24 protein-coding genes are annotated in these 22,532 nt (G+C 66.5%); 11 read left to right on the forward strand and 13 right to left on the reverse strand.

Features of this window, described 5'->3' with window-relative positions; all coding sequences use genetic code 11:
• Window positions 1-112 precede the first annotated feature (112 nt).
• Genes PV772_RS03805 through PV772_RS03825 form a run of 5 tightly spaced genes read left to right on the forward strand, consistent with a single transcriptional unit; the run spans window position 113 to window position 4,528 of the window.
• Entirely contained in the window at window positions 113-574 is a 462-nt protein-coding gene (locus PV772_RS03805; RefSeq protein ID WP_141159726.1) for a MaoC family dehydratase N-terminal domain-containing protein, read from the forward strand.
• A 2-nt stretch (window positions 575-576) separates the two neighbouring features.
• On the forward strand, window positions 577-1,014 hold the full coding sequence (locus PV772_RS03810; RefSeq protein ID WP_141182147.1) for a MaoC family dehydratase: 438 nt from the start codon (window positions 577-579) through the stop codon (window positions 1,012-1,014).
• A gap of 10 nt (window positions 1,015-1,024) precedes the next feature.
• Window positions 1,025-2,299, forward strand: a complete 1,275-nt coding sequence (locus PV772_RS03815) for an MFS transporter (RefSeq protein ID WP_347885409.1) — start codon at window positions 1,025-1,027, stop codon at window positions 2,297-2,299.
• 22 nt (window positions 2,300-2,321) lie between these two features.
• On the forward strand, window positions 2,322-3,389 hold the full coding sequence (locus PV772_RS03820) for a UDP-N-acetylmuramate dehydrogenase (RefSeq protein ID WP_141182145.1): 1,068 nt from the start codon (window positions 2,322-2,324) through the stop codon (window positions 3,387-3,389).
• Window positions 3,390-3,424: 35 nt separating this feature from the next.
• Window positions 3,425-4,528: a winged helix DNA-binding domain-containing protein gene (locus PV772_RS03825; protein WP_347885410.1), complete on the forward strand. Its 1,104-nt coding sequence runs from the start codon at window positions 3,425-3,427 to the stop codon at window positions 4,526-4,528.
• A 243-nt stretch (window positions 4,529-4,771) separates the two neighbouring features.
• On the opposite strand, the gene asd is transcribed toward PV772_RS03825, so the two are convergent.
• From asd to PV772_RS03880, 11 genes are all read right to left on the reverse strand, one after another.
• Window positions 4,772-5,902: an aspartate-semialdehyde dehydrogenase gene (gene asd / locus PV772_RS03830; RefSeq protein ID WP_141159731.1), complete on the reverse strand. Its 1,131-nt coding sequence runs from the start codon at window positions 5,900-5,902 to the stop codon at window positions 4,772-4,774.
• A gap of 104 nt (window positions 5,903-6,006) precedes the next feature.
• Window positions 6,007-6,423 (reverse strand): hypothetical protein, encoded by a 417-nt coding sequence (locus PV772_RS03835; protein ID WP_141159732.1) that lies wholly within the window; start codon window positions 6,421-6,423, stop codon window positions 6,007-6,009.
• A gap of 2 nt (window positions 6,424-6,425) precedes the next feature.
• Window positions 6,426-7,070, reverse strand: coding sequence for a hypothetical protein (locus PV772_RS03840; protein WP_347885411.1), 645 nt, complete (start codon window positions 7,068-7,070; stop codon window positions 6,426-6,428).
• A 23-nt stretch (window positions 7,071-7,093) separates the two neighbouring features.
• Window positions 7,094-8,071, reverse strand: coding sequence for a hypothetical protein (locus PV772_RS03845; protein WP_347885412.1), 978 nt, complete (start codon window positions 8,069-8,071; stop codon window positions 7,094-7,096).
• Window positions 8,072-8,192: 121 nt separating this feature from the next.
• On the reverse strand, window positions 8,193-8,411 hold the full coding sequence (locus tag PV772_RS03850; RefSeq protein ID WP_141159734.1) for an NF038396 family protein: 219 nt from the start codon (window positions 8,409-8,411) through the stop codon (window positions 8,193-8,195).
• 4 nt (window positions 8,412-8,415) lie between these two features.
• Window positions 8,416-9,000, reverse strand: a complete 585-nt coding sequence (locus PV772_RS03855; RefSeq protein ID WP_141159735.1) for a dihydrofolate reductase — start codon at window positions 8,998-9,000, stop codon at window positions 8,416-8,418.
• Window positions 8,997-9,800, reverse strand: coding sequence for a thymidylate synthase (locus PV772_RS03860; protein WP_347885413.1), 804 nt, complete (start codon window positions 9,798-9,800; stop codon window positions 8,997-8,999). The genes PV772_RS03855 and PV772_RS03860 overlap by 4 nt, the downstream gene beginning before the upstream one ends.
• A 44-nt stretch (window positions 9,801-9,844) precedes the next feature.
• Complete coding sequence (locus PV772_RS03865) at window positions 9,845-10,813, reverse strand: NUDIX domain-containing protein (RefSeq protein ID WP_141159737.1); 969 nt, start codon at window positions 10,811-10,813, stop codon at window positions 9,845-9,847.
• Window positions 10,814-10,824: 11 nt separating this feature from the next.
• Entirely contained in the window at window positions 10,825-13,074 is a 2,250-nt protein-coding gene (locus tag PV772_RS03870; protein ID WP_307361319.1) for an RNA degradosome polyphosphate kinase, read from the reverse strand.
• A 130-nt stretch (window positions 13,075-13,204) separates the two neighbouring features.
• Window positions 13,205-14,173 (reverse strand): mycothiol synthase, encoded by a 969-nt coding sequence (gene mshD / locus PV772_RS03875; RefSeq protein ID WP_347885414.1) that lies wholly within the window; start codon window positions 14,171-14,173, stop codon window positions 13,205-13,207.
• A 33-nt stretch (window positions 14,174-14,206) separates the two neighbouring features.
• Window positions 14,207-14,905 (reverse strand): response regulator transcription factor, encoded by a 699-nt coding sequence (locus PV772_RS03880; RefSeq protein WP_133345752.1) that lies wholly within the window; start codon window positions 14,903-14,905, stop codon window positions 14,207-14,209.
• Window positions 14,906-15,244: 339 nt separating this feature from the next.
• Between PV772_RS03880 and PV772_RS03885 the strand changes: the two genes are divergently transcribed.
• The 6 genes from PV772_RS03885 to PV772_RS03910 all read left to right on the forward strand — a co-directional run bounded on the left by PV772_RS03885 (window position 15,245) and on the right by PV772_RS03910 (window position 20,676).
• Window positions 15,245-16,012 carry a permease gene (locus tag PV772_RS03885; protein ID WP_141182139.1) on the forward strand — a complete coding sequence of 256 codons (768 nt, stop codon included), beginning with the start codon at window positions 15,245-15,247 and terminating at the stop codon, window positions 16,010-16,012.
• Window positions 16,013-16,184: 172 nt separating this feature from the next.
• Window positions 16,185-16,793, forward strand: coding sequence for an FABP family protein (locus tag PV772_RS03890; RefSeq protein WP_347885415.1), 609 nt, complete (start codon window positions 16,185-16,187; stop codon window positions 16,791-16,793).
• A gap of 41 nt (window positions 16,794-16,834) precedes the next feature.
• Complete coding sequence (locus tag PV772_RS03895; protein ID WP_141182138.1) at window positions 16,835-17,572, forward strand: flavodoxin family protein; 738 nt, start codon at window positions 16,835-16,837, stop codon at window positions 17,570-17,572.
• A 22-nt stretch (window positions 17,573-17,594) separates the two neighbouring features.
• Window positions 17,595-18,677 carry a glycine cleavage T C-terminal barrel domain-containing protein gene (locus tag PV772_RS03900; RefSeq protein ID WP_347885416.1) on the forward strand — a complete coding sequence of 361 codons (1,083 nt, stop codon included), beginning with the start codon at window positions 17,595-17,597 and terminating at the stop codon, window positions 18,675-18,677.
• Window positions 18,677-19,102, forward strand: a complete 426-nt coding sequence (locus PV772_RS03905; protein WP_347885417.1) for an ankyrin repeat domain-containing protein — start codon at window positions 18,677-18,679, stop codon at window positions 19,100-19,102. The genes PV772_RS03900 and PV772_RS03905 overlap by 1 nt, the downstream gene beginning before the upstream one ends.
• 53 nt (window positions 19,103-19,155) lie before the next feature.
• The gene (locus PV772_RS03910; protein WP_141159744.1) at window positions 19,156-20,676 is read left to right on the forward strand and encodes a DHA2 family efflux MFS transporter permease subunit; all 1,521 of its coding nucleotides are present in this window, start codon (window positions 19,156-19,158) and stop codon (window positions 20,674-20,676) included.
• Here PV772_RS03910 and PV772_RS03915 read toward each other — a convergent pair.
• A complete protein-coding gene (locus tag PV772_RS03915) occupies window positions 20,638-21,354 on the reverse strand; it encodes a GNAT family N-acetyltransferase (RefSeq protein ID WP_347885418.1) in 717 nt (238 codons plus the stop codon). The two genes, PV772_RS03910 and PV772_RS03915, sit on opposite strands and share 39 nt — an antisense overlap.
• Window positions 21,355-21,381: 27 nt before the next feature.
• Entirely contained in the window at window positions 21,382-22,407 is a 1,026-nt protein-coding gene (locus tag PV772_RS03920) for an ATP-dependent 6-phosphofructokinase (RefSeq protein WP_141159746.1), read from the reverse strand.
• Window positions 22,408-22,532: the final 125 nt, after the last annotated feature.

Raw genomic sequence — 22,532 nt, forward strand, 5'->3', positions numbered from 1 at the left:
GCGCGATGGCCGCCGGATCAGGCCCCGGACAGCGAATTGATGAAATGATGAATTCATCATACCAGTGCGGTAGGGCCTTTTTGAAGGGCGTGGCAACGATAGGCTGGAATCCATGACTATCAATCCGGACCTGCAGGGCCGCAGCTACCCTGCCGCAGAGGTGTACGACGTCGGCCGCGAGAAGATCCGCGAGTTCGCCCGCGCCGTGAAGGCGACCCACCCTGCCCATTTTGACGTGGACGCAGCCAAGGCCCTGGGCCACCCCGATCTGGTGGCGCCACCCACCTTCGCCATCATCATCGCCCAGCGCGCCGACGCCCAGCTCATCGAGGACCCGGAGGCAGGCATCGACTTCTCCCGCGTGGTCCACGCCGACCAGCGCTTCACCCACCACCGGCCCATCGTTGCCGGTGACCGGCTGGTTGCCGAACTGCACGTGGACGGTGTCCGGGCCATGGGCGGCGGTGCCATGATCACCACCCGCTCCGAGATCTTTGCCCTCGGTTCCAGCGACTCGCGCGAACCCGTCACCACTACCATGTCATCCATCCTGGTCCGCGGAGAGGGACAGTAACCATGAGCCCCAGCTTCAACGAACTCAGCGCCGGCCAGGAAATCGGCAGCCGCACCATCGAGGTCACGCGCACCGACCTGGTCAAGTACGCAGGCGCCTCCGGCGACTTCAACCCCATCCACTGGAACGAGGCTTTCGCCACCGGCGTGGAACTGCCCGGGGTCATCGCCCACGGGATGTTCACCATGGGCTCGGCCGTCCAGCTGGTGACCGACTGGGCGGGTGACCCCGCCGCCGTCGTTGATTTCCAGACCCGCTTCACCAAGCCGGTCCTGGTCACCGACACCACCGGAACCGACCAGCCCGGGGCCACCATCGAGGTCAGCGGCGCCATCGGCAAGCTCGACGCCGACGCCGGCACCGCGCGCGTTGACCTCACGGTGGTCTCCGCGGGGCAGAAGGTCCTGATGAAGGCCCAGGCCCTCGTCAAGTTGTCTTGAGCTGCAACTTTTGACCACGTCCGCAGGAACCACAGCGACTGGCGCCCAGGTCTCGTCGTGGCGTAACGCCGTCGTGGTGGCCTATGGCGCCAGCGGCCTTGCCTTTGCCTCCTGGGTGTCCCGGCTGCCGGCCATCAGGGACGCACTGGACCTCACCCCGGGCAACGTCGGCGTCATTCTGCTGTGCATGACCCTGGGGTCCTTTGCCTCCGTCTCCGCCTCCGGGCTGATCGTGCTGCGGCTGGGCTCCAAGAGGACCATCCGGACCGGCAGCATCATGGTGGGTGCAGGCCTGCTGACCGCGGGTTTTGGCACAACCGTGCTGGCAAGCCACGTGGCGACCGCCATTGGCCTGGCCATCATCGGGCTGGGCACCGGCAGCTGGAACACGGCATCCAACGTTGAAGGTGCCGCGGTGGAGCGCGCGGTGGGGAGGCACATCATGCCGCGGCTCCACGGGGCCTTCAGCTTGGGGACTGTAGCAGGCGCCGGCCTGGGTGCCGTCGCCGCCGCGGTGTCCCTGCCCGTGTTTTGGCACCTCGCGGCGGCCGGGGCCGTGGTGGCAGTTTCAGTTGCGACCGCGGCGTCCTGGTTCCGGGCAGACATCACCCCGGTGGCAGGGGAGCGCAGTTATTCGCCGGACACCTTCGGGGACCCCACCACCGGTCCCATCCCCGTGATCACCGCCGAGGCCACGGCGGACGCGCCGCTGGACAATAAGCGGAAGATCGCCCAGGCGTGGCGGGACCGGCGGACCCTGCTCCTGGGCGTCCTGGTCCTCGGCCTGGCCCTGGCCGAAGGCGCGGCAGGGGACTGGGTGGCGCTGGCACTCGCCGACGGCCACGGGCAAAGCGACGCTGCCGGGGCCGCCGGTTACGGCCTCTTTGTCATGTTCATGACCATCGGGCGCTTTGCCGGGACGGTGCTGCTGGACAAGTTTGGCAGGGTCCCCGTGATGCGGTGGTGCGCTGCCATGGCTGTGCTGGGACTGGGCGTCTTCGTCTTCGCCCCGGTGCCTTGGCTTGCGTATGGAGGACTCGCGCTGTGGGGCCTGGGCGCCTCGCTGGGCTTCCCGGTGGGCATGTCAGCCGCTGCCGACGACCCCGCAAGGGCTGCCGCCCGGGTGTCCGTGGTGTCCACCATCGGCTATGCCGCGTTCTTGTGCGGCCCTCCGCTGCTGGGGCTGCTGGCTGAGCATGTGGGCATCCTGCATTCGCTGCTGGCCGTGATGGTGATGCTTGGGGTGAGCTTTGTGCTGTCCCCGGTGGCCCGGAAGGCTGACTAGCTTTCCCTTGTATTGTTGACGGGTGACTTCCACCCTCCTTTCCGCCCTGACCACCTCCGCCGTCGGAGGCCCTGCCGGCAAGTACGTCGAGGCCCGCACCGAGGCTGAAATCATCAACGCGGTCAGCTCGGCGGATGCCGCCGGCGAACAGGTCCTCATCGTCAGCGGCGGGTCCAACCTCCTGGTGTCCGACGACGGGTTCCCCGGGACCGTCATCAGGATCGCCTCCGAGGGGTTCACGGTCAACGCAGAGGACTCCTGCGGGGGAGTGGCAGTGGTGGTGCAGGCAGGGCACAACTGGGACAAGCTGGTGGAGCACGCGGTGCTGCACGCCTGGTCCGGTATCGAGGCGTTGTCCGGCATCCCCGGCTCGACCGGTGCCACGCCGGTCCAGAACGTGGGTGCCTATGGTGCCGACGTTTCCCAGACCATCGCCGCCGTGCGTACCTGGGACCGCGAGCGGAACGCCGTGCAGACCTTCACCAACTCGGAGTTGAAGTTCGGCTACCGGGACTCCATCCTGAAGCAGGCCACCGTCAACGGCTCGCCCCGGTACGTGGTCCTCACCGTCGAATTCCAGTTGCCGCTGGGCCGGATGAGCGCGCCCATCCGGTATGCCGAGCTGGCCCGGGCCCTGGGTGTGGAAGTGGGCCAGCGCGCCTACGCCAACGATGTCCGCCGCAAAGTCCTGCGCCTGCGTGCCTCCAAGGGAATGGTGTGGGACGCCGCGGACCGGGACACTTACTCCACCGGGTCGTTCTTCACCAACCCCATTGTGGCGGCTGACGTAGCGGACAAACTGCCGGAAAACGCTCCGCGATACCCTGCCGGGCAGGACGGAATGGTGAAGCTCTCCGCGGCATGGCTCATCGACCAGGCAGGCTTCGGGAAGGGCTTCGGCCTGGAAGACGGCGGCGTGGCCGGAGGCCGCGCGTCTCTGTCCACCAAGCACACCCTGGCCATCACCAACCGTGGCTCCGCCAGCGCCGCCGATATGGTGGCTGTCGCGCGGGAGGTGCGGGCCGGCGTCGAACGCCACTTCGGCATTTCGCTGCACCCGGAGCCGCTGCTGATCGGCCTCGAACTCTAGTCCCCCCAGGGCCGCACCCGGCCTAGGATGGGCGCATGGCTGCATCTGGTGCCCTGCGTGACGGCAGGATGGTTGGCAGGCTCCGCCTGGCGTCCCAGCGGCTCGCCGGGATGGAGGCTACCTCTGTGCCGGAACTGGTCCGCTGGATGACCGCCGTGCAGGCACAGGACCTGCCCGCGGCATTGTGGGCGGTCGGGGTCCGGGTGCCAGGGGCGGGGCTCTCCCAGGTACGTGCCGCCATCGATTCCGGAGCCATTGTCCGGTCCTGGCCTATGCGCGGGACGTTGCACCTCGTGGCTCCGGAGGATCTGCGCTGGATGCTGGACCTCACGGCCGAACGGCTCACCAGGAGCATCGCCGGCCGCCACCGGCAGTTGGAGATTGCGTGGGCGGACGTGGAGAAGGCCCGTGACCTGGCGCTGGACCGCATCCTGGCGGACGGCCCCATCAGCCGCGCGGCACTGTTCAAGGTGTTCGACGACGGAGGCCAGCCGACACAGGGCCAACGCGGGATCCATCTCCTGGGTTCGCTCTGCCGGCACGGCTGGCTGGTACTGGGGCCCCTGGCCGGAAACCAACAGCTGATCGCTGCGTTCGACGAATGGATCCCGGCGCCGCGGAGCCTGGAACGCGAATCCGCCCTGGCTGAGTTCCTGCTCCGCTACTTCCGCAGCCACGGGCCGGCCACCCTCCGTGACTTCGCCTGGTGGACCCAGCTGCCGTTGACCGAGGTGCGCACCGCGTTCGAGCACGTCCGGCGCGAGCTGGTGGAGCTGGAGTTCGAGGGGACCAGCTACTGGCTGTCCCCGGAGGTGGCGGCCTTGGTGGGCTCCAGTGTGCCCGGGGCCCGGTCCGTCCACCTGCTGCCCGGTTTCGATGAGTTTGTCCTGGGCTACACCGACCGCAGCGTCGTCCTGGCGCCGGAGCATTTCGACCTGATCGTGCCCGGCGGCAACGGTGTCTTCAAGAAGACGGTGGTTGCCGCGGGAAGGGTGGTTGGCACCTGGGCGCTGCAGGGATCGGGGCCGGGTGCCGTCGTCGTGCCCGAACTCTTCGATGAAGCCCGGCCGCTGGGTCCCGCCGCGCAGGCAGCCCTGGCCAAAGCCGCCCGGCGTTACACGGCGTTCCTTGCCACCTGACCGGTGCTGCCCCGCATACGCCGGGCAGCACCGCTTGTGCGGGCACGGGCCGCTCAGGCTGCCGACAATCCACATGGCGGTGGGGTCTTCCGGCTGCACTGGAATCACTTGGACCGGCCCGGGCAGCTCCGTGCCCGGCCGGCGGCGTTCCTCGGACAGCCCGGAACACACAAACGGCCCCTGCCCGCGTGAACGGCGCTGGGGAGCACCGTTTATGCGGGCAGGGGCCGCTCGTGGGGCAAGTTACAAGGTGCCGGTGGCGATGTTGAGCATGCGGCGTAGCGGCTCGGCGGCGCCCCAGAGGAGCTGGTCGCCCACGGTGAAGGCGCTGATGTACTGCGGGCCCATTTCCATCTTGCGGATGCGGCCCACCGGGATGTCCAGGGTGCCGGAAGCGGCAACCGGAGTCAGGTCCGCCATGGAGGCTTCCTTGGTGTTGGGAACCACCTTGGCCCACTGGTTGTCCTCGTCCAGCAGCTTCTCGATCTCGGCGACGGACAGGTCCTCGCGGAGCTTCAGGGTCAGGGCCTGGGAGTGGGAGCGCATGGCGCCGATCCTGACGCAGAGGCCGTCCATGATCACATGGTTTTCCTCGGAGGTGCCCAGGATCTTGTTGGTTTCCACCCCGGCCTTCCACTCTTCCTTGGACTGCCCGTTGCCCAGGTCGGCGTCGATCCACGGGATCAGGGAGCCGGCCAGGGGAACGCCGAACTGTGTGGCGTCGATGTCGGTGCGCTGGTGGGCCAGGACCTTGCGGTCGATGTCCAGGATGGCCGACGCCGGGTCGTCCAGTTCTGTGCTGACCTCGGCGTTAAGCGTGCCGAACTGGCTGAGCAGCTCGCGCATGTGCCGGGCGCCGCCGCCGGAGGCAGCCTGGTAGGTCATGGAGGTTCCCCACTCGACCAGGCCGTTCTTGAACAGCCCGCCCAGGCCCATGAGCATGCAGGAAACGGTGCAGTTGCCGCCGATGAAGTCTTTGGTGCCGTTGACCAGGCCCTTGTCGATGACATCCCGGTTGATCGGGTCCAGCACGATGATCGAGTCGTCGTTCATGCGCAGGGTGGAGGCGGCGTCGATCCAGAGGCCGTCCCAACCGCGGCTGCGCAGTTCGCCGTGGACCTGCTTGGTGTAGTCCCCGCCCTGGGCGGTGACGATAATGGGCAGCTTCGCCAGGGTGTCGAGGTCGAACGCGTTCTCGAGCTTGCCGGCGCCGTCAGCGAAGGACGGCGCGGCACCTCCCGCGTTGGAGGTGGAGAAGAACACCGGGTTGATGTTGGCGAAGTCGCCCTCGTCCTGCATGCGCTGCATCAGGACGGAACCGACCATGCCGCGCCATCCGACCAGGCCGACGGAAGGGGTAGCTGCTGTAGTCATTGGTCCAGTTTAGACTTCGCATCCGGAAGGACGCAGTCGGTTACGTCACGCCCCGCCGGGCCCTCCCCGCCGAGGTGGCGGGCGCCTCGTGGCCGCCATGCGGTTCATTCACTGAGGGGTCCTGCTCCAGGTTCCGGTGCATGCCGTTCCTTCCGCAGTTTCTTGGCCCGGTACTCGTTCCTCGCCATGCCGAAGGTATACCAGGCTCCAAAAATGCCGAATGCAGTGAGGACCAGGGCGCCCCAGAACGGCTGGCCGCCGTCCGGCAGGGGCCTGAGCAGTATGACCAGGGAAAGGAGGGTCAAGAGCACCATGACGCCGGTCAGGATCCCCATACCCCACCAGGTTTGGACCTGTACGTGGCCACGGCCTGGGGAAAACCCAATTTCGTCGGCGGGGTAACTGTGCAGTTCGCCGGTGCTGGTGGTGCGCAGCACCCGCTTTTCACCCCGTGCAAGCGCGGCCTTATGTTCGGCGTGAACGGCGTCGTTGCGCCGCTCGCGGTCACGGTCGAAGGTCACAGTCAGTCCTGACGGATGGCGCGGATTTGGTGAAGGAGGCCGGCGTCGTCCACGCCTTTGGTTTCAGCGATGTCTGCCTGCCCGGGTGTGGAGGTACCAGTGGTCCATGATCCGTCGCCGCCATTCTTCACGTACAGGGTCTGTCCGGTGGGATCCTCGCGGCGGCGCAGAGTGGCGCCGCCCCCCGGGTTGCTGTCCAGGTGCTGCTTGATAACCATGAGGTTGGCTTCGGCGGCGGTAACGTCCGGCCGCTGGGCCATTGCCCACCACGTGAAGTAGGAGCGGGGCTGGAACAGCAGATGGATGTCTTCATTTTCCATGAAGACCACGCTGTCGCCCCCTTCGGCCGTCAGCAGCGAGATCTCAATGCGACGGAGGGCGGAGGAGAGCAGGGCAGCCACGGCGGCAGTGGGTCCTGACACTGAGAGGAGCCCGTCATTTTCGGCTTTGGCCAAGCCTCGGGCCACCAGTGACGACGCGCCTGCGCTCACCATGTCCGTATTGTCCAAATAGCCGTCCACCCTCAGTGCTTCAGCGCTGAGGACCGCAGCGTCCCCGCCCTGGAGGCTTGCAAGGGTAAGCATTTCGGCAAAGCCATATCCGATCGCATCAGGGATGGTGGCGGCTTCCGTCGCTGTCTCAGTCATCGTCCATACCTCTCGTTGTGGGCTCAGAATCCAAAGAAGTCGCCGACTTTTTCGGCGGCGTCCCCAGCGCCTTCCCAGACTTCCTTGGCACCGTCAGCGATGGACCCGCCGATGGCATTCACTGTTTCCTTGACTATGGGCACATTGTCATAGATGGCCAACGCTCCGGATGCGACCATGGCCGCCGTTCCGACAGGCGGGGGAGCAAAACTTACCACTCCCAGGCCGGCCTTGATTCCAGAGTAGACGGCGGCCCCTGTGTCGCCCTCCTTTGCGTTGTTGACGGTGTCCAAAACGTCAAGACCCACTCCGATTCCGCCCAGGGCCCTGCCACCAAATTTGAAGAACTCCGCGGCCTTGCCACCTTCGGCGAGACGCAAGGCCGTATCCCACCTGCCGTCGAACAGTTCCGAGGAAGTGTTGAAATACTGGCTCAACATGTTCGTGTTCTGGAATGCTTTTGCCACGTTCTGGAAGTCCCTGGAGAACAGGAACTCACCGAGATTGTCTGCCTTGCTAATGAAATGGGGAAGATCGAACAGTCCTGCCCGGAGGTTCGGCAACGCTTTGGTGAGGTTGTAAATGTCCCAGCCGCTGCGGAAAGGGGAGTTGGGATCCGTGAGCCAGCCCGGGCCCCACGGATCGTTGCTGCCCTGACCCGGGATTGGCGGGCGGGGACCGTTGTTGCCGACGGGAGAGCCGTTGCCAGGTCCTCCGCCGGCGCTGGAGCCGGTGCTGGCCTTCTCCTGCTCGTCCGCGTTCCTGAGCAGGACTTTGGACTCCTGCTTCAAGCGGGCGACGGTTTGTTGAAGGAGCGTGCGGTGGTTGCTGTTCCAGTCAGACCGGAACCGCTGTGCGTCAGCGCCCTTCCAGGCTGGATTGTTGTTGATCTGGCTGCTCAGCTGGGTCGACTGCTGCTGCAGCAGGTCCGCCGTCTTGCTGAATTGCTGCGCGAGGGTCCGCAGTTGCTCGACGTCGGCACCCCACAAAGTTCCTGCCACCAGGATTCCCCCCCAATATTCGTTCAACAGCCCCCAGAGTGCTGCGTGCACCAGCCTAGGGCAGGAGCAGGCCGGCCGCGATGGGGCGGTCTCCCCATGCCAGCCCGCCAGTTGGCTGGAGCTAGCCTTGGTCGGACTGTTCCAGCACCGCCGCCTTCCGTGCACGCAGGGCGAAGAACGCCCCGAAAGTGAACACCTGGGTGACCACCACCAGCACGATGGCCCCGGCGATCTTGTTGCCGCCCAGGATCATGGTCAGCCCCACGATAGCGGACAGCAGTGCCAGCAGGGGCAGCAGCATATAGCCCAAAACGAACAGGGTTTCCGGTTTCTTCAGCATGTTCCTAGCCCTCGGTCCGTGACCACTTGGTGAATCGGTAGCGTGTGCCGTTGGCGGCCGTCAGCCACCCGTCCGGCGGGACGGAGGCGGTGGCCTCCCAACTGGTGCCGAGCTCCGGGGCGAACGTGTCGCCGTCGGCCTTCACATCGATGGTGGTGACCACCGCGACGTTGGCGAGGTCCGTGGACTGGCGGAAGACGTCACCGCCGCCCAGGATCCAGACTGTTTCGCCGCCGTCGACGAACTGCGACTCAAGGAGTGCGTCATCCAGGGAAGGAACCACGACGGCGCCCTCCGCCTCGGGCGTGCCGGCCCAGCTTTTCTGCCGGGTGATGACGATGTTGGTGCGTCCGGGCAGCGGCCGGTACTTGTCCGGGAAGGACAGCCAGGTCTTGCGGCCCATGATGACCGGGTGGCCGGTGGTGAGCCGGGTGAAGTGCTTGAGGTCCTCCGGCAGGTTCCAGGGCATGTCCCCGTCCTTGCCGATGACGCCGTCGGAAGTCTGGGCCCACACCAGCCCGACGCCGGTGATTGATGCGGCCAGTTCCTCCGTGAAGGACTGGGGATCAGTGAAGTTTTCGGTGCTCATACAGCGATCGGCGCCTTGATGGTGGGGTGGTGCTGGTAGTCCACCACGTCGAAGTCCTCCAGCGTGTAGTCGAAGATCGACGCGGGCTTGCGGGTGATCAACAGCCGCGGATACTCGTAGGGCTCGCGTTCCAGCTGCTTGAGGACCTGGTCCATGTGGTTCTCGTAGATGTGGACGTCCCCGCCGGTCCAGACAAACTCGCCGGGTTCGAGCCCCACCTGCTGGGCGACCATGCAGGTGAGCAATGCGTAGGAGGCGATGTTGAACGGCACACCCAGGAACATGTCAGCGGAGCGCTGGTAGAGCTGGCAGGAGAGCCTGCCGTTGGCCACGTAGAACTGGAAGAACGCGTGGCAGGGCGGGAGCGCCATGTCGTTGAGCTCGGAGACGTTCCAGGCGGACACGAGGTGCCGGCGGGAGTCCGGATTCGACTTCAGGTTCTCGATGAGTTCGGCGATCTGGTCGATGTGGCCGCCGTCCGGGGTGGGCCAGGAACGCCACTGCACGCCGTAGACCGGGCCCAGGTCGCCGTCTTCGTCGGCCCATTCATTCCAGATGGTGACGCCCTGGTCCGTCATCCACTTGATGTTGGTCTCGCCGCGCAGGAACCACAGGAGTTCCACCGCCACTGACTTGAAGTGGACCCGCTTGGTGGTGATCAGCGGAAAGCTCTTCGAGAGGTCGAAGCGGATTTGGCGCCCGAAAACGCTGGTGGTTCCGGTGCCCGTGCGGTCCGATTTATGGGTGCCGGTGGCCAGGACATCGCGCAGGAGGTCTTCATAAGGCGTTGGGATGCTCACGCCCCAAGTCTACTTTGAAAGCCTGGAGGCTCAGGGAAGCCAGGCTAGTCGTCAAAGGGCTTGAACTGCTCCACCGCTACAACCCGCTTCTTCCCGCCGTTGGCCACATGGCACACCACCAGCTCGCCGGGCGAGAGGTATGGCTCGTGGGCCGGCAGCAGCTTGGCGAGATGTGAGGGCATGTGGGCAGCCAGTTGCTTCAGCACGGTCGGCAGGGCGGGCCTGTGGGTGCAGACCACCACAGGCCGTTGCTTGTCCACGAGGGACTCGATGACGGCAGCGGTCTTCTTCGGGCTGCGCTGGTGCTTGTGCTCGGTCAGGCCCTCCGCCAGCTTCACCTTGGCCCCGCTGGCCCGCGCGTACGGGGCAACGGTGGCAACGCAGCGCAGCCAGGGGCTGCTGACAACCCGCATCGGCTTCCATGCCTGCAGGAGCCGGCCCACGGCCTGGGCCTGACGTGATCCGGTTGCCGCCAGCGGACGCTCACCTTCGGCTTTGCTCCAGGATGCGCGTGGTTTGGCTTTGGCATGGCGGAGCACCAGCAGGGGCCAGGTGTCCAGCTCCCCGCGCCCGTGCGCGTCCTGCAAGTACTCGAGCGGTACGACGTCGGACGGGTTGGACAGCAGGCGGCCCGCCTTTTCCGGGGCGCACCACATGACGCTGTCCACCTCCTTGCCGTCCGGAACCAGGCTGTCGCCGTTGACCTTTACGGCCCAGTAGTGGACAACCTTCAGTCCAGACGCTACGTGGTAATGGATGGGCGGCAGCGGGATGCCCAGGGGCGCCTTGAGGCCGATCTCCTCCCACACCTCACGGACGGCGCATTCCGGGACGGTCTCGCCGGCGTCGATCTTCCCCTTGGGCCATGACCAGTCGTCATAGCGTGGACGGTGGATCAGCAGGACTTCCAGGCCGTCCCGGCCGGCACGCCAGGGAATGGCTCCTGCCGCAGTGACGGCAATGGGTTCGCCCGGGTGGTCTGTCTGGTCGGCTACGAGTGCATCGCTCGACAACGCGGCGGCCCTTATCGCCGGCTCAGGCTGCGTTGCCGCGGCCGGGACGCCAGCAGCCAGGACTGGACGTCTTCGAGCGGCTTCCCGTCCTCGGAGAGGTGGTGCCGGGTCCAATGGCCCTGGTTGTCAAGATGCCAGCTGGAGGTCTCCGGATCCATGTAGCGCTGCAGGAGGTCAAGGACGTACGTGATGTCGTCCGCACTGGCCAACTGGACCAGGGCCTCCACCCGGCGGTCGAGGTTGCGGTGCATCATGTCCGCGGAGCCGATGTACACCACGGGGTCCCCGCCGTTGGCGAATGCGAACACCCGTGAGTGCTCCAGGAACCGGCCCAGGATGGAGCGGACCGTGATGTGCTCGCTGAGGCCGGGAACGCCGGGCCGCAGCGAACAGATGCCCCGGACCACCACGTCCACCTTCACGCCCGCCTGGGACGCGCGGTACAGCGAGTCGATAATGGCTTCGTCCACCATCGAGTTCACCTTGATCTGCACGTGTCCGGGAATTCCGGCGCGGGCATTGCGGATCTCGGTTTCGATGCGGTCGATGAGGCCGGAACGCACGGAACGGGGTGCCACCAGGAGGCGCTTGAACGTCGACTTGGGCGCGTAGCCGGAAAGCTGGTTGAACAGCTTGGAAAGATCCTGCCCCACCTGTTCGTCGGCGGTCAGCAGGCCCAGGTCCTCGTAGTACCGGGCGGTGCGCGGGTGGTAGTTGCCGGTGCCGATGTGGCAGTAGCGGCGCAGGCCGTCCACTTCCTGCCGGACCACCAGGGACAGCTTGCAGTGTGTCTTCAGCCCCACGATCCCGTACACCACATGGACGCCGGCCTGCTCCAGTTTGCGGGCCCACGAGATGTTGGCCTGCTCATCGAACCTGGCCTTGATTTCCACCAGTGCCAGCACCTGCTTGCCGGCCTCGGCGGCGTCGATCAGGGCATCCACAATGGGGGAGTCCCCGGAGGTCCGGTACAGGGTCTGCTTGATGGCCTGGACCTTCGGGTCTGCCGCAGCCTGCTCCAGGAACGCCTGCACGGAGGTTGAGAACGAATCGTAGGGGTGGTGCAGCAGGATGTCCCGGCGCCGCATGGCAGCAAACACGTTGGCGGCCTTGGACGTTTCGGACTCGTTCAGGTACCGGGAGGTGTGCGGGACGTGCTTGGGGTAGTGCAGGTCCGCCCGATCGATGCCGGCTATGACGGACAGGCCCCGCATGTCCAGCGGCGCCGGCACCGAGTACACCTCGGACTCCTCCACGCCCAGCTCACGGATCAGCAGCGCCCGGATGTTGGGGTTGATGTCATTGGTGACTTCCAGCCGGACAGGCGGCCCGAACCGGCGGCGGAGGAGTTCCTTCTCCAGGGCCTGCAGGAGGTTCTCGGCGTCGTCTTCCTCCACCTCCACGTCTTCATTGCGGGTGACGCGGAACGTGTGGTGCTCCAGGACCTCCATGCCGGGGAAGAGCTTGTCCAGGTGGACGGCGATGACTTCCTCCAGTGCGATGAACCGTGCCACCCGGCCCGGCACCGCACCGGCGCGGGGGCCGTCAATGGAAATCAGCCGCGGCAGCTGGTCCGGGACCTTGACGCGGGCGAAGAGCTCCTTGTCGCTTACGGGGTTCCTGACCACCACGGCGAGGTTCAGCGACAGGCCGGAGATGTACGGGAACGGGTGCGCGGGATCCACGGCCAGCGGCGTGAGGATGGGGAAGACCTTTTCCGCGAACATGACGCTGAGCTGCTGCTGGGCGGCGTCGTCCAGTTCCCCCCACTGCATGACGTGGATGTGCTCGTACGCCAGCGCGGGCCGGATCTGCTCGGCGAAAACCTGTGCATGGCGCTGCTGGAGCCGGTGGGCTTCTTCGCTGATCCGCTCCAGCACCTCGACAGGGCTGAGCCCGGCAGGGGAGGGGACGGCCAGCCCGGTGGCGATGCGGCGCTTCAGGCCTGCCACGCGGACCATGAAGAATTCGTCCAGGTTGGAGGCAAAAATGGACAGGAAGCTGACCCGCTCCAGCAGGTGGAGGGTGGGGTCTTCCGCCAGTTCCAGCACCCGGGAATTGAAGGCGAGCCAGCTCAGCTCGCGGTCCAGGAACCGGTCGGGCCGGATGTCGCCCTCGGGCTGCAGGTTCGGTGCGAATTCGGGGATGTCGATGCGGTCCTGCGTGGCCCTGGATGCCGGTACCTCGGAGGAGCCGAAGCGGGCCCGGACAGGCACCGCAACATCCTGGGACGTGGCTGTTCCGGACGGTTCCGGGTTCATGGCTTCTCCTTTAGCTGGCGCTCCGGTGCCTGCGCTTCCGCCCCGCGCGGCTCCATTTCAACCTTACAAGCATTCACCGCCCCCACGGCCTTTGTTTTACGCCGTGCCAGGGATTGCTCCGGCCTCCCGGCTACCCGGCGGCGGGGCCGTACATGACGTCCATGTCCCAGCGGCTGAAACCGAGCCGCCGGTACAACGCGACAGCCGGAGCGTTGTCCGCATCCACGTACAGCATCACACCGGCCAGTCCTGAGTCGCGGAGGTGCTTGATGCCGGCAATGGTCAGTGCCTTGCCCAGTCCCATGCCCTGCGCGTCAGGTGTCACGCCCACCACGTAGACCTCGCCGATGGCCGGGTGGGTGCCGTGGCGTGGGTGGACCTTGGTCCAGTGGTACCCCAGCAGCCTGCCGTCCCGGTCCTCGGCGAGGAGGAAGCCGGACGGGTCGAACCAGTCCTCCGCCATGCGCGCCTCGAGGTCGGCCCTGGTGAGGCTGCCCTGCTCGGGGTGGTGGGCGAATGCTGCCCGGTTGGCTGCCAGCCACGCCTCTTCATCCTTGCCCGGAACGAACGTGCGGATGGCCACCCCGTCCGGCAGGCCGGCATCGGGCAGGTCCGCGCCCGCCGTCGTCATCCTCATCTTCCACAACTCGCGTACCGGCGCGTACCCGTAGCGGGCGGCAAGGTCGGCAGCGGCTTCATGGTTGCCATGCGACCAGGCGTTCAGCCCGTTGAAGCCCCGGACCTCCTTGAGCGCTCCCACCAGCCGGTCCGCCACGCCCTGGTTCCGGTAGGAGGGATGGACGGCGATTTCCAGGATGCCGCTGCCGTCCGGCTCCTCAACCACGACGGCGAAGCCCGCCAGGTCCTGGCCGGTCGCCGGATCGGAGTCCTCGTCGGGAGCGTAGAGGGCCAGCGTCAGGAGGCTGTGCTCCGCCGAGTCACCGGCGCGCATGGTCCCCAGGGTTTGCTCGGAAATGGAAGGATTGCCGTCCGATTCCTCAGCCGCGGCCAGAAGGTCACGGCAGTCTTTCAGCAGTTGCTGGTCAACTCCGCCCCGGACGACATGGACGGGCCACTTCTGCGGATGCGCTGGAGTCATGAGCCAAGGCTATACGCCGGCGGCAGCCCAGGCTCAGGCCTCCGTGAGTTCATCTTCCTGCTGCCGGACCAGCGTGAGGCGGTAGCCGACGTTCCGGACGGTGCTGATCAGGTTCTCGTGGTCCGCTCCGAGCTTTGCCCGCAGGCGACGGACGTGGACGTCCACGGTGCGCGTGCCGCCGTAGTAGTCGTAGCCCCACACCTCCGTCAGCAGTTGCTGCCGGGTGAACACGCGGCCGGGGTGCTGCGCCAGGTACTTCAGGAGTTCGAACTCCTTGAAGGTCAGGTTCAGGGGCGCCCCGTTGACCCGGGCCGTGTAGCTTGCCTCATCAATGACGACGCCGGCGGCGCGGATTTCGCTGGGCGCGTCTTCCTGCTCGGGCACTGCCCGGGCAACGGACAGCCGGATACGGGCCTCCACCTCGGCGGGGCCCGCGGAATCGAGGACGATGTCGTCAACGGCCCACGCGGAGGACACCGCCGCCATGCCACCTTCGGTCAGGATCAGCACCAGCGGGGCGCTGAGGCCTGTGGCCTTCAGGAGCTGGGTGAGGGAACGGGCACCCACCAGGTCCTTGCGGGCGTCCAGCAGGACAATATCGCAGGGGTCTGTTTCCAGGAGGGCCGTTGGTTCGGCGGGGAGGATATGGACCCTGTGGTTCAGCAGCTCTAGGGCAGGCAGGATGTCCACCGAAGAACCGGTGCTGTTGGTCAGTAACAGGATGTGCGACATTGTTCCTCCAAGGGCTGTCCGCGCATCATTGGGCGACTGAACCGGATTCTCACCGGCCGGTACTGGCTCCTGCGGAAGGTTTTGGACCGTCAGCACGCCGCCGGCCAGCCACCTCAGCAGGGAGCGTAGCTGAGCTTTGAGTATACCCGGCAGCCCCTCCCTGGCCACAGATTCAGGACGTGGACCGGCACGATTTGCGACATATCCAGTTCACATAAGGCAGGATTGGACCAGGGCGCACCCGCCCTGCCACGAGGGGGCAGACCTGCCTTCCGGCCGACCGCCAGGATGGGAAAACAGCGCAGTGAGTGCACCGACGAAGCACAGGCCGGGCCACGCATGACGGCGGAACTGCAGGCTCCCGCGCGTTCACTGGGCTCCTGGACCGTCGGCGTCGTCGGGATCGCCGGCCTCATCGCGATCATCGCCGGGGTCTACGCCTCGCCGGAGGCACTCGTGGTGGTGGGCATCGTGATCGCCGTGGCGGTGGGCATCGGCTGGCCGCACTTCCTCCGCATTCCCGCCAAGAAGACCCTCGCCGCAGTTATCGCCCTGCCGGGTGCAGGCGCGGCCATAGCCGCCGCCCTGGTGCCTGCCCCCGGATACCTGGACTGGACTCCCGGCTTCGTGGCCTTGGGAATGATGGCCGTGTTCGTGGTGCAGCTCATCCGCGGAACAGGACAGGCGCAACGGCTGGAATCCACCCTGGGGTGCTGCGCCGGTGTCCTGCTGTCCTGCCTGGGAGCAGGCTGGATTGCCGGCTCCCGCTTCAACGGTGTCCGCGAGATGCTCCTGGTGGCGGCGATCAGCGCGGCTGTGGCCCTGCTGGCCGGGCTCATCCGCTGGCCGGACAGCATTGTTGCCCCGCTCGGAGTGGTGCTTGCGGGCCTTGCCGGTCCACTGGCCGGGCTGGTCCTGTCGGACATTGCCGTCCTGCCGGCGGCCATCTTCGGCGTGGTTGTGGGCGCGGTGCTGGCGAGCTTCCGGCGGCTGGCCACCCTGCGCGGCGCGCCACTGAACATCCTGGCCGCCCTTGGCATGGGGCTGGCCCCGGTCTCGGCTGTTGGATCCCTTGCGTACTTCATAGACAAACTACTCATCTACTAACGGTTAGGATGGCACCATGTCCGTACTTGCTTTTGAAATCTTCTTCCTTGTCCTGCTCGGCATCGCGAGCCTGTCCATGGCCTGGTTCGCCGGCTTTGTGGTCTACCGCCTCTTCAAGGGCCAGCAGTAGCCAGCCCTTTCCCGGGACCGGCCGTAGCTGGAGGTAATACCAATGCCCATTGAGATTCCTACAGACCTGACCCCCGAACTCGTCCCCCTGTCCTGGCTCATCGGTGAGTGGGAGGGCCGGGGGCGGCTGGGCAGCGGCGACGAGGACTCTGAACACTTCCTGCAGCACGTCTCCTTCACCCACAACGGCCTGCCGTACCTGCAGTACCGTGCCGAAAGCTGGTTGACCGACGACGAAGGGACGCGCCTGCGTCCGCTCACCGTCGAAACCGGCTTCTGGGCGCTGGAGCGCAAGCAGCTAGACGCCGACGGCGGCCCTGGGCTGGTGCCGGCAGACATCGTCCCGGTGCTGAAGAGCGCCGACGAGGTCGAAGCGCTGCGCAACAAGGACGGCGGCTTCGACATCTCCGTATCCATCGCCCACCCCGGCGGCATCACGGAGCTGTACTACGGCCAAATCAAAGGGCCTCAGATCCAGCTGACCACCGACATGGTGATGCGCGGCAGCCACTCCAAGGACTACAGCGCCGCCACCCGCATATTTGGCCTGGTGGACGGCAACCTGTTGTGGCGCTGGGACGTTGCCACCGGGGGTGACGCAGGAAAAGGGCTGGAGGCCCACGCCTCCTCGTTCCTGCACCGCGTCTCATGACCAGATAGGGTCTTCCGGACCCATAAGAGGGGAGCGGCACCGTGGGAGAAAGCACCGTCCAGGCAGCAGGAGCACCGGCTGATTACAGCGACCTGAAAGCTGTCTTCTTCAATGGCACGCTGAAGAAGTCGCCGCAGACGTCCAATACGGACGGGCTGATCCGGATCAGCCGCATGATCATGGAGAAACACGGCGTGGGCACCACGGTGATCCGGACGGTGGACCATGACATTGCCAGCGGCGTCTACCCCGACATGACCCAGTACGGCTGGGCCACCGACGAGTGGCCCCAGCTTTACCCCGCGGTCAAGGAAGCCGACATCGTGGTGGTGGCCGGGCCCATCTGGTTGGGGGACAACTCGTCCCAGACCAAGAAACTGATCGAACGCCTCTACGCCCACTCCGGCGAACTCAACAGCAAGGGCCAATGGGCGTTCTATCCCAAGGTCGGCGGTTGCCTGATCACCGGAAACGAGGACGGGATCAAGCATTGCGCCATGAACGTCCTCTACAGCCTTCAGCACATCGGCTTCAGCATCCCGCCGCAGGCCGACGCCGGATGGATCGGACCCGTGGGGCCCGGCCCGAGCTACCTCGATGAAGGCTCCGGTGGCCCGGAAACCGACTTCACCAATCGGAACACGACGTTCATGACCTGGAACCTCCTGCACCTGGCCCGGACCCTCAAGGACTCGGGGGGCTACCCCGCGTTCGGAAACCTGCCCGGCGAATGGGCTGCCGGAACAAGGTTCGATTTCGAAAATCCGGAATACCGCTGACCTCCAAGGACTTCTACTTCATATGACTACGCCCAGCCCTTTGTTGTCGCGCCCCGGTGCCGTCGAGGCCACCGGTCCTGACGCCGGAGTCGCCGCCCACTACGGCGAGCCGCTGCGCGAGCAGCGCGCCCTTGCCGCCGGAACTGCCGTCGTCGACCTTTCCCACCGCGGCGTGGTCACCGTCACCGGGCCCGACAGGCTCAGCTGGCTCAACACCCTGTCTTCCCAGCAGGTGGCAGCCCTGAAGCCGGGCGAGTCCAGCGAACTGCTGCTCCTCAGCGTCCAGGGCCGGATCGACTTCGATGCCCGTGTGGTCGATGACGGGGAAACCACCTGGCTGATCGTCGAAGCAACGGAGGCCGCCCCGCTGGCCGAGTACCTCAACCGCATGAAGTTCATGTTGCGGGTCGAGATTGCCGACGTCTCCGCGGACTGGGCCGTGGCCGGCAGCACCAGGGCCGTGCCGGAATGGGCCGGGCACCTCGCCTGGCAGGACCCGTGGCCACACGTGTCCGCGGGCGGGTACTCCTATGCCACCGTTTCCGAGGAGAACCACCCCGGCCTTGAACGTCCCTGGTTCGAGTACCTCATCCCTGCCGGCGGCCTTGAGGACGCCCTTGCCGGCCGGCCCCTGGCCGGTGTGCTCGCTGCTGAGGCCCTTCGCGTGGCCGCCTGGCGGCCCCGGATCGGCGCCGAAACGGATGACAAGACCATCCCGCACGAACTGGACTTGCTGCGCACGGCCGTGCACCTGGCCAAGGGCTGCTACAAGGGCCAGGAAACCATCGCCCGCGTCCACAACCTCGGGCACCCGCCGCGCCGGCTGGTGTTCCTCCAGCTGGACGGATCGCAGCACACCCTGCCCGCCGCCGGCAGCCCCGTCATGGCCGGGGAGCGGAAAGTGGGGACCGTGACCTCGGTGGCGCAGCACTACGAGATGGGTCCGGTGGCCCTGGCAGTCATAAAACGTTCAGTGGCCCCGGATGACATACTGACGGTCCTGGACGGCGATGAGCCGTATGCGGCCTCCCAGGAGCTCATCGTCGCCCCCGACGCCGGCCAGGTTGTGGGGCGCCAAACCGGATTCCTGAGGGGGCCGCGCTGATGACCGGGAACACCACGCCCGTCTACGCCGCGGCGAAGTCAACGGAGGGGCACGACGACGATGCGCTGGCTTTGGCGCATACGCTCTTCCAGGCTGCCCGTGAAGGGGACGCCGCGCTGCTTGGTCCCTACCTGGAGGCCGGTGTCCCCGCCACCATGACGAACTCCGCCGGCGACTCCCTGCTGATGCTCGCCGCGTATCATGGCCATGCCGGAACCGTACAGCTGCTGCTGCAGCACGGCGCCGACGCCAACACCGCCAACGATCGGGGCCAGACCCCCCTCGCCGGAGCGGCATTCAAGGGCTACACGGATGTGGCCCGCGTCCTGCTGGGCGCCGGAGCGGATCCGGACGCCGGTGCGCCGTCGGCCAGGGCCGCAGCGCAAATGTTTGCCCGCAAAGAGATCCTGGACCTGCTGGGCTGATCTTCCCGGGTTTCCGCCCGGGCACCAAAACAAAACTCCAGAAGGATGACCGAGTGGAAAACGTAGAAAAGCCGTGGCCGGCGCTGTGGTCCCTGGTGATCGGGTTCTTCATGATCCTGATCGACAGCACCATCGTCTCGGTAGCGAATCCCCGGATCATGGAGGGACTGCACGCCGATATCAACTCGGTGATCTGGGTGACCAGCGCCTACCTGCTGGCTTACGCCGTCCCGCTGCTCATCACGGGCCGCCTCGGTGACAGGTTCGGGCCGCGGAAGCTGTACCTGCTGGGCCTGGTGGTGTTCACCCTGGCCTCGCTGTGGTGTGGCCTGGCCCAAAATGTGGAAACCCTGATCACGGCCCGCGTGGTGCAGGGGCTCGGCGCCGCAGTCATGACGCCCCAGACCATGGCGGTCATCACCCGCATCTTTCCGCCGGACCGCCGTGGCTCCGCCATGGCCGTCTGGGGTGCCACGGCCGGCATGGCCACCCTGGTGGGGCCCATCCTGGGCGGTGTCCTGGTGGACGGCCTGGGCTGGGAGTGGATCTTCTTCATCAACGTGCCCATCGGCGTCGTGGGCTTCATCCTGGCCATGCGCAACGTCCCGGCACTGAGCACCCACCCGCACCGGTTCGATATCCCCGGCGTCCTGCTGAGCGCCGTCGGACTCTTCCTCCTGGTCTTCGGTATCCAGGAAGGCGAGACGTACAACTGGGGGACCATCACCGGGCCCATCAGCGTCTGGGGACTCATTATTGCCGGCCTGGTAGTCCTGGCCGCCTTCGTGGCATGGCAGCGCTTCAACAAGGGCGAACCGCTCCTGCCGCTGGGCCTGTTCCGGGACCGGAACTTCTCCCTCGCCAACCTTGGCATCACCATGGTGGGGTTCACTGTCACGTCCTTCAGCCTGCCGCTGATCTTCTACTACCAGCTGGTCCGCGGCCTGACGCCCACCCAGTCGGCACTCCTGATGGTGCCCATGGCGCTGATTTCGGGCGGCATGGCGCCCGTGGTGGGCAAGATCGTGGACCGGGTCAACCCCAAATACCTTGCCGCCGGCGGCCTGACGCTGATGGCTGTCGCCCTTGTCTGGAACGGCCTGCTCATGCAGCCGGACACACCCATCCTGCTGTTCCTTCTCCCCAGCGCTGTCCTGGGGTTCGCCAACGCCGGCATCTGGGCACCGTTAAGCACCACCGCCACCCGGAACCTGCCGCCGCGCCAGGCCGGCGCAGGTTCCGGCGTCTACAACACCACCCGGCAGTTCGGGGCCGTGCTGGGCAGCGCAGCTATTGCCGTCCTGATCCAGTCCCGGCTCGCCGCGGAACTCCCGTCCGGCGGCCCTGCGGCATCAGCCGGTGAAGGGATGGCGATGGGCGGTACGTTGCCCGGATTCCTGCAGGCAGGGTTCTCGACGGCGATGGCCCAGTCGATCCTGCTGCCCGCCGGCGTTGTGCTCGCCGGGGCGGCGGTGGCACTGTTCTTCGCCAAGCCCAAGCCGGTCCAGGACTGGGGCGCCGCGGGCAGCCCGGCCTCAGCGAAGGTGGACGCTGGTCTGGATTCCGCCGGCTGACAGGCCCAGCTTCCGGGCCAATGCCAGGCAGCCGGTGTTGCTGACATCAGCGCGCCACTGCAGGGTAAGCCCGGCGGCCAGGGCCTCGTGGGCAGCGATGGACCCCGCCAGCGCTCCCAGGCCGCGGCGCCGCCAGTCCGGGTCCACCAGGACGCCCATGTTGGCCAGCAGGCCCTCCCACTCGCCGTAGGCCCCGCAGGCCAGGGGCACGCGCCTGCCGTCCAGTTCATGGACGATGGTGTATCGGTTCTCGAGGTCGGACAGGCCCACTTCATTCACGTCATCCGGCGGGCACCTGCCCTCCAGTTCGATCGCCTCGGGATTCCCGTGCGAGACCGTCAGTTCCTCCGACGGTTGCTGCAGCGGCAGGTCGTCGGCAAAGAACAGGGCCGCGGCGCCCAGCCCGTGGCCACCCTGTTCCCTGGTCAGTTTCAGGAGGGTGACATGCTGGGCCATTTCCTCGTCGGGGATGCCGGCCGCTGCCTCGATGATGTTCCGTGGTCCTACCAGGACGGAACTGCCGAACAGCCGCACAAACTCGACGGTCCGGGCGGATTCGTCGGCGCGGACAATCCGTTCGCCGGATGCCAGGGCATCTCCGAATGCGTCGTCGTCAAGGCCCAGCCGGCGTGCCCACGCCAGCTGGATGATGGCCGCTGAGCCGGGATCGAGTGTCATGGTCCCAGCCTAGGGCGGCCCAGTGGCTTAGCCGAACAGGACCGCGGCCTCGTCGTAGCGGTTTTGCGGGACGGTCTTGAGCTGGCCCAGGGCCTCCTCGAAGGCGACATGCTGGATGTCGGTGCCCTTCAGCGCCACCATGGTGCCCCAGTAGCCTTCCACCACGGAGTCAATGGCGGCCATGCCCAGCCGGGTGGCAAGGACCCGGTCGAAGGCTGAGGGGACACCGCCGCGCTGGATGTGCCCCAGGATGGTGGCTCGGGTTTCGATGCCGGTCCGTGCTTCAAGTTCGGGCGCAAGCTGGTCCGCGATGCCGCCCAGGCGCGGACGGCCGAAGGTGTCCAGGCCACGCTCCGAGTGCGGGCTTTCCATGTGTTCGGGCACGAAGCCCTCGGCCACCACCACAAGGGGTGCGCGGCCGCGGGCATGGGCTTCCTTGACCCATTCGGTGACCTGCTCGATGCTGACCTTCTGCTCCGGGATGAGGATGGCGTGCGCCCCGGCTGCCATCCCGGCGTGCAGTGCAATCCAGCCCACGTGGCGGCCCATCACCTCGGCAATCATGCAGCGGTGGTGGGATTCACCCGTGGTGCGGAGCCGGTCGATCGCCTCGGTGGCGATCTGTACCGCGGTGTCGAAACCGAAGGTGTAGTCGGTGGCGTCAAGGTCGTTGTCAACGGTCTTGGGGACACCCACGATCTTGAGTCCGGCGTCGGTCAGGCGCTTGGCCGCTGCCAACGTACCCTCACCGCCGATTGCGATGATGGCATCGATGCCAAGCCGGTCCATGTGGGCTTTGATGGCCTCGGGACCGCCGCCGTTTTCGAACGGGTTGGTGCGGGAAGTGCCCAGGATGGTCCCGCCCTGCTTGGCGATGCCGCGGACCATGGTGCGGGGGATGTCGATGATGTCGCCCTCCACCACGCCCCGCCAGCCATCCCGGAATCCGACGAATTCCTGGCCATGGACGGCGATGCCCTTCAGTACCGCGCCGCGGATGACGGCATTCAATCCGGGGCAGTCGCCACCGCTGGTGAGGATTCCAATTTTCATGTTCGGCTCAAATCCTGGGAAGAAGGTTTACAGGCAGAGCGCCACGCTGAGCTCACCTAGAAGTGTAGTGGGGTGTGTGGGGTACGACACAAACCGGTTACATTGGGGCCGGCCGCGGGGGACAC

Origin of the sequence: Pseudarthrobacter sp. CC12, from assembly GCF_039907755.1 — a bacterium.
GTDB classification, from domain to species: domain Bacteria; phylum Actinomycetota; class Actinomycetes; order Actinomycetales; family Micrococcaceae; genus Arthrobacter; species Arthrobacter niigatensis.

Coding starts and splice junctions, on each gene's coding strand:
- PV772_RS03905 (WP_347885417.1), top strand. CDS start 18,677: ATGACCGGGAACACCACGCCCGTCTACGCCGCGGCGAAGTCAACGGAG.
- PV772_RS03840 (WP_347885411.1), bottom strand. CDS start 7,070: ATGACTGAGACAGCGACGGAAGCCGCCACCATCCCTGATGCGATCGGA.
- PV772_RS03825 (WP_347885410.1), top strand. CDS start 3,425: ATGGCTGCATCTGGTGCCCTGCGTGACGGCAGGATGGTTGGCAGGCTC.
- PV772_RS03915 (WP_347885418.1), bottom strand. CDS start 21,354: ATGACACTCGATCCCGGCTCAGCGGCCATCATCCAGCTGGCGTGGGCA.
- PV772_RS03855 (WP_141159735.1), bottom strand. CDS start 9,000: ATGAGCACCGAAAACTTCACTGATCCCCAGTCCTTCACGGAGGAACTG.
- mshD (WP_347885414.1), bottom strand. CDS start 14,173: ATGACTCCAGCGCATCCGCAGAAGTGGCCCGTCCATGTCGTCCGGGGC.
- PV772_RS03920 (WP_141159746.1), bottom strand. CDS start 22,407: ATGAAAATTGGAATCCTCACCAGCGGTGGCGACTGCCCCGGATTGAAT.
- PV772_RS03880 (WP_133345752.1), bottom strand. CDS start 14,905: ATGTCGCACATCCTGTTACTGACCAACAGCACCGGTTCTTCGGTGGAC.
- PV772_RS03870 (WP_307361319.1), bottom strand. CDS start 13,074: ATGAACCCGGAACCGTCCGGAACAGCCACGTCCCAGGATGTTGCGGTG.
- PV772_RS03810 (WP_141182147.1), top strand. CDS start 577: ATGAGCCCCAGCTTCAACGAACTCAGCGCCGGCCAGGAAATCGGCAGC.
- PV772_RS03890 (WP_347885415.1), top strand. CDS start 16,185: ATGCCCATTGAGATTCCTACAGACCTGACCCCCGAACTCGTCCCCCTG.
- PV772_RS03900 (WP_347885416.1), top strand. CDS start 17,595: ATGACTACGCCCAGCCCTTTGTTGTCGCGCCCCGGTGCCGTCGAGGCC.
- PV772_RS03885 (WP_141182139.1), top strand. CDS start 15,245: ATGACGGCGGAACTGCAGGCTCCCGCGCGTTCACTGGGCTCCTGGACC.
- PV772_RS03850 (WP_141159734.1), bottom strand. CDS start 8,411: ATGCTGAAGAAACCGGAAACCCTGTTCGTTTTGGGCTATATGCTGCTG.
- asd (WP_141159731.1), bottom strand. CDS start 5,902: ATGACTACAGCAGCTACCCCTTCCGTCGGCCTGGTCGGATGGCGCGGC.
- PV772_RS03805 (WP_141159726.1), top strand. CDS start 113: ATGACTATCAATCCGGACCTGCAGGGCCGCAGCTACCCTGCCGCAGAG.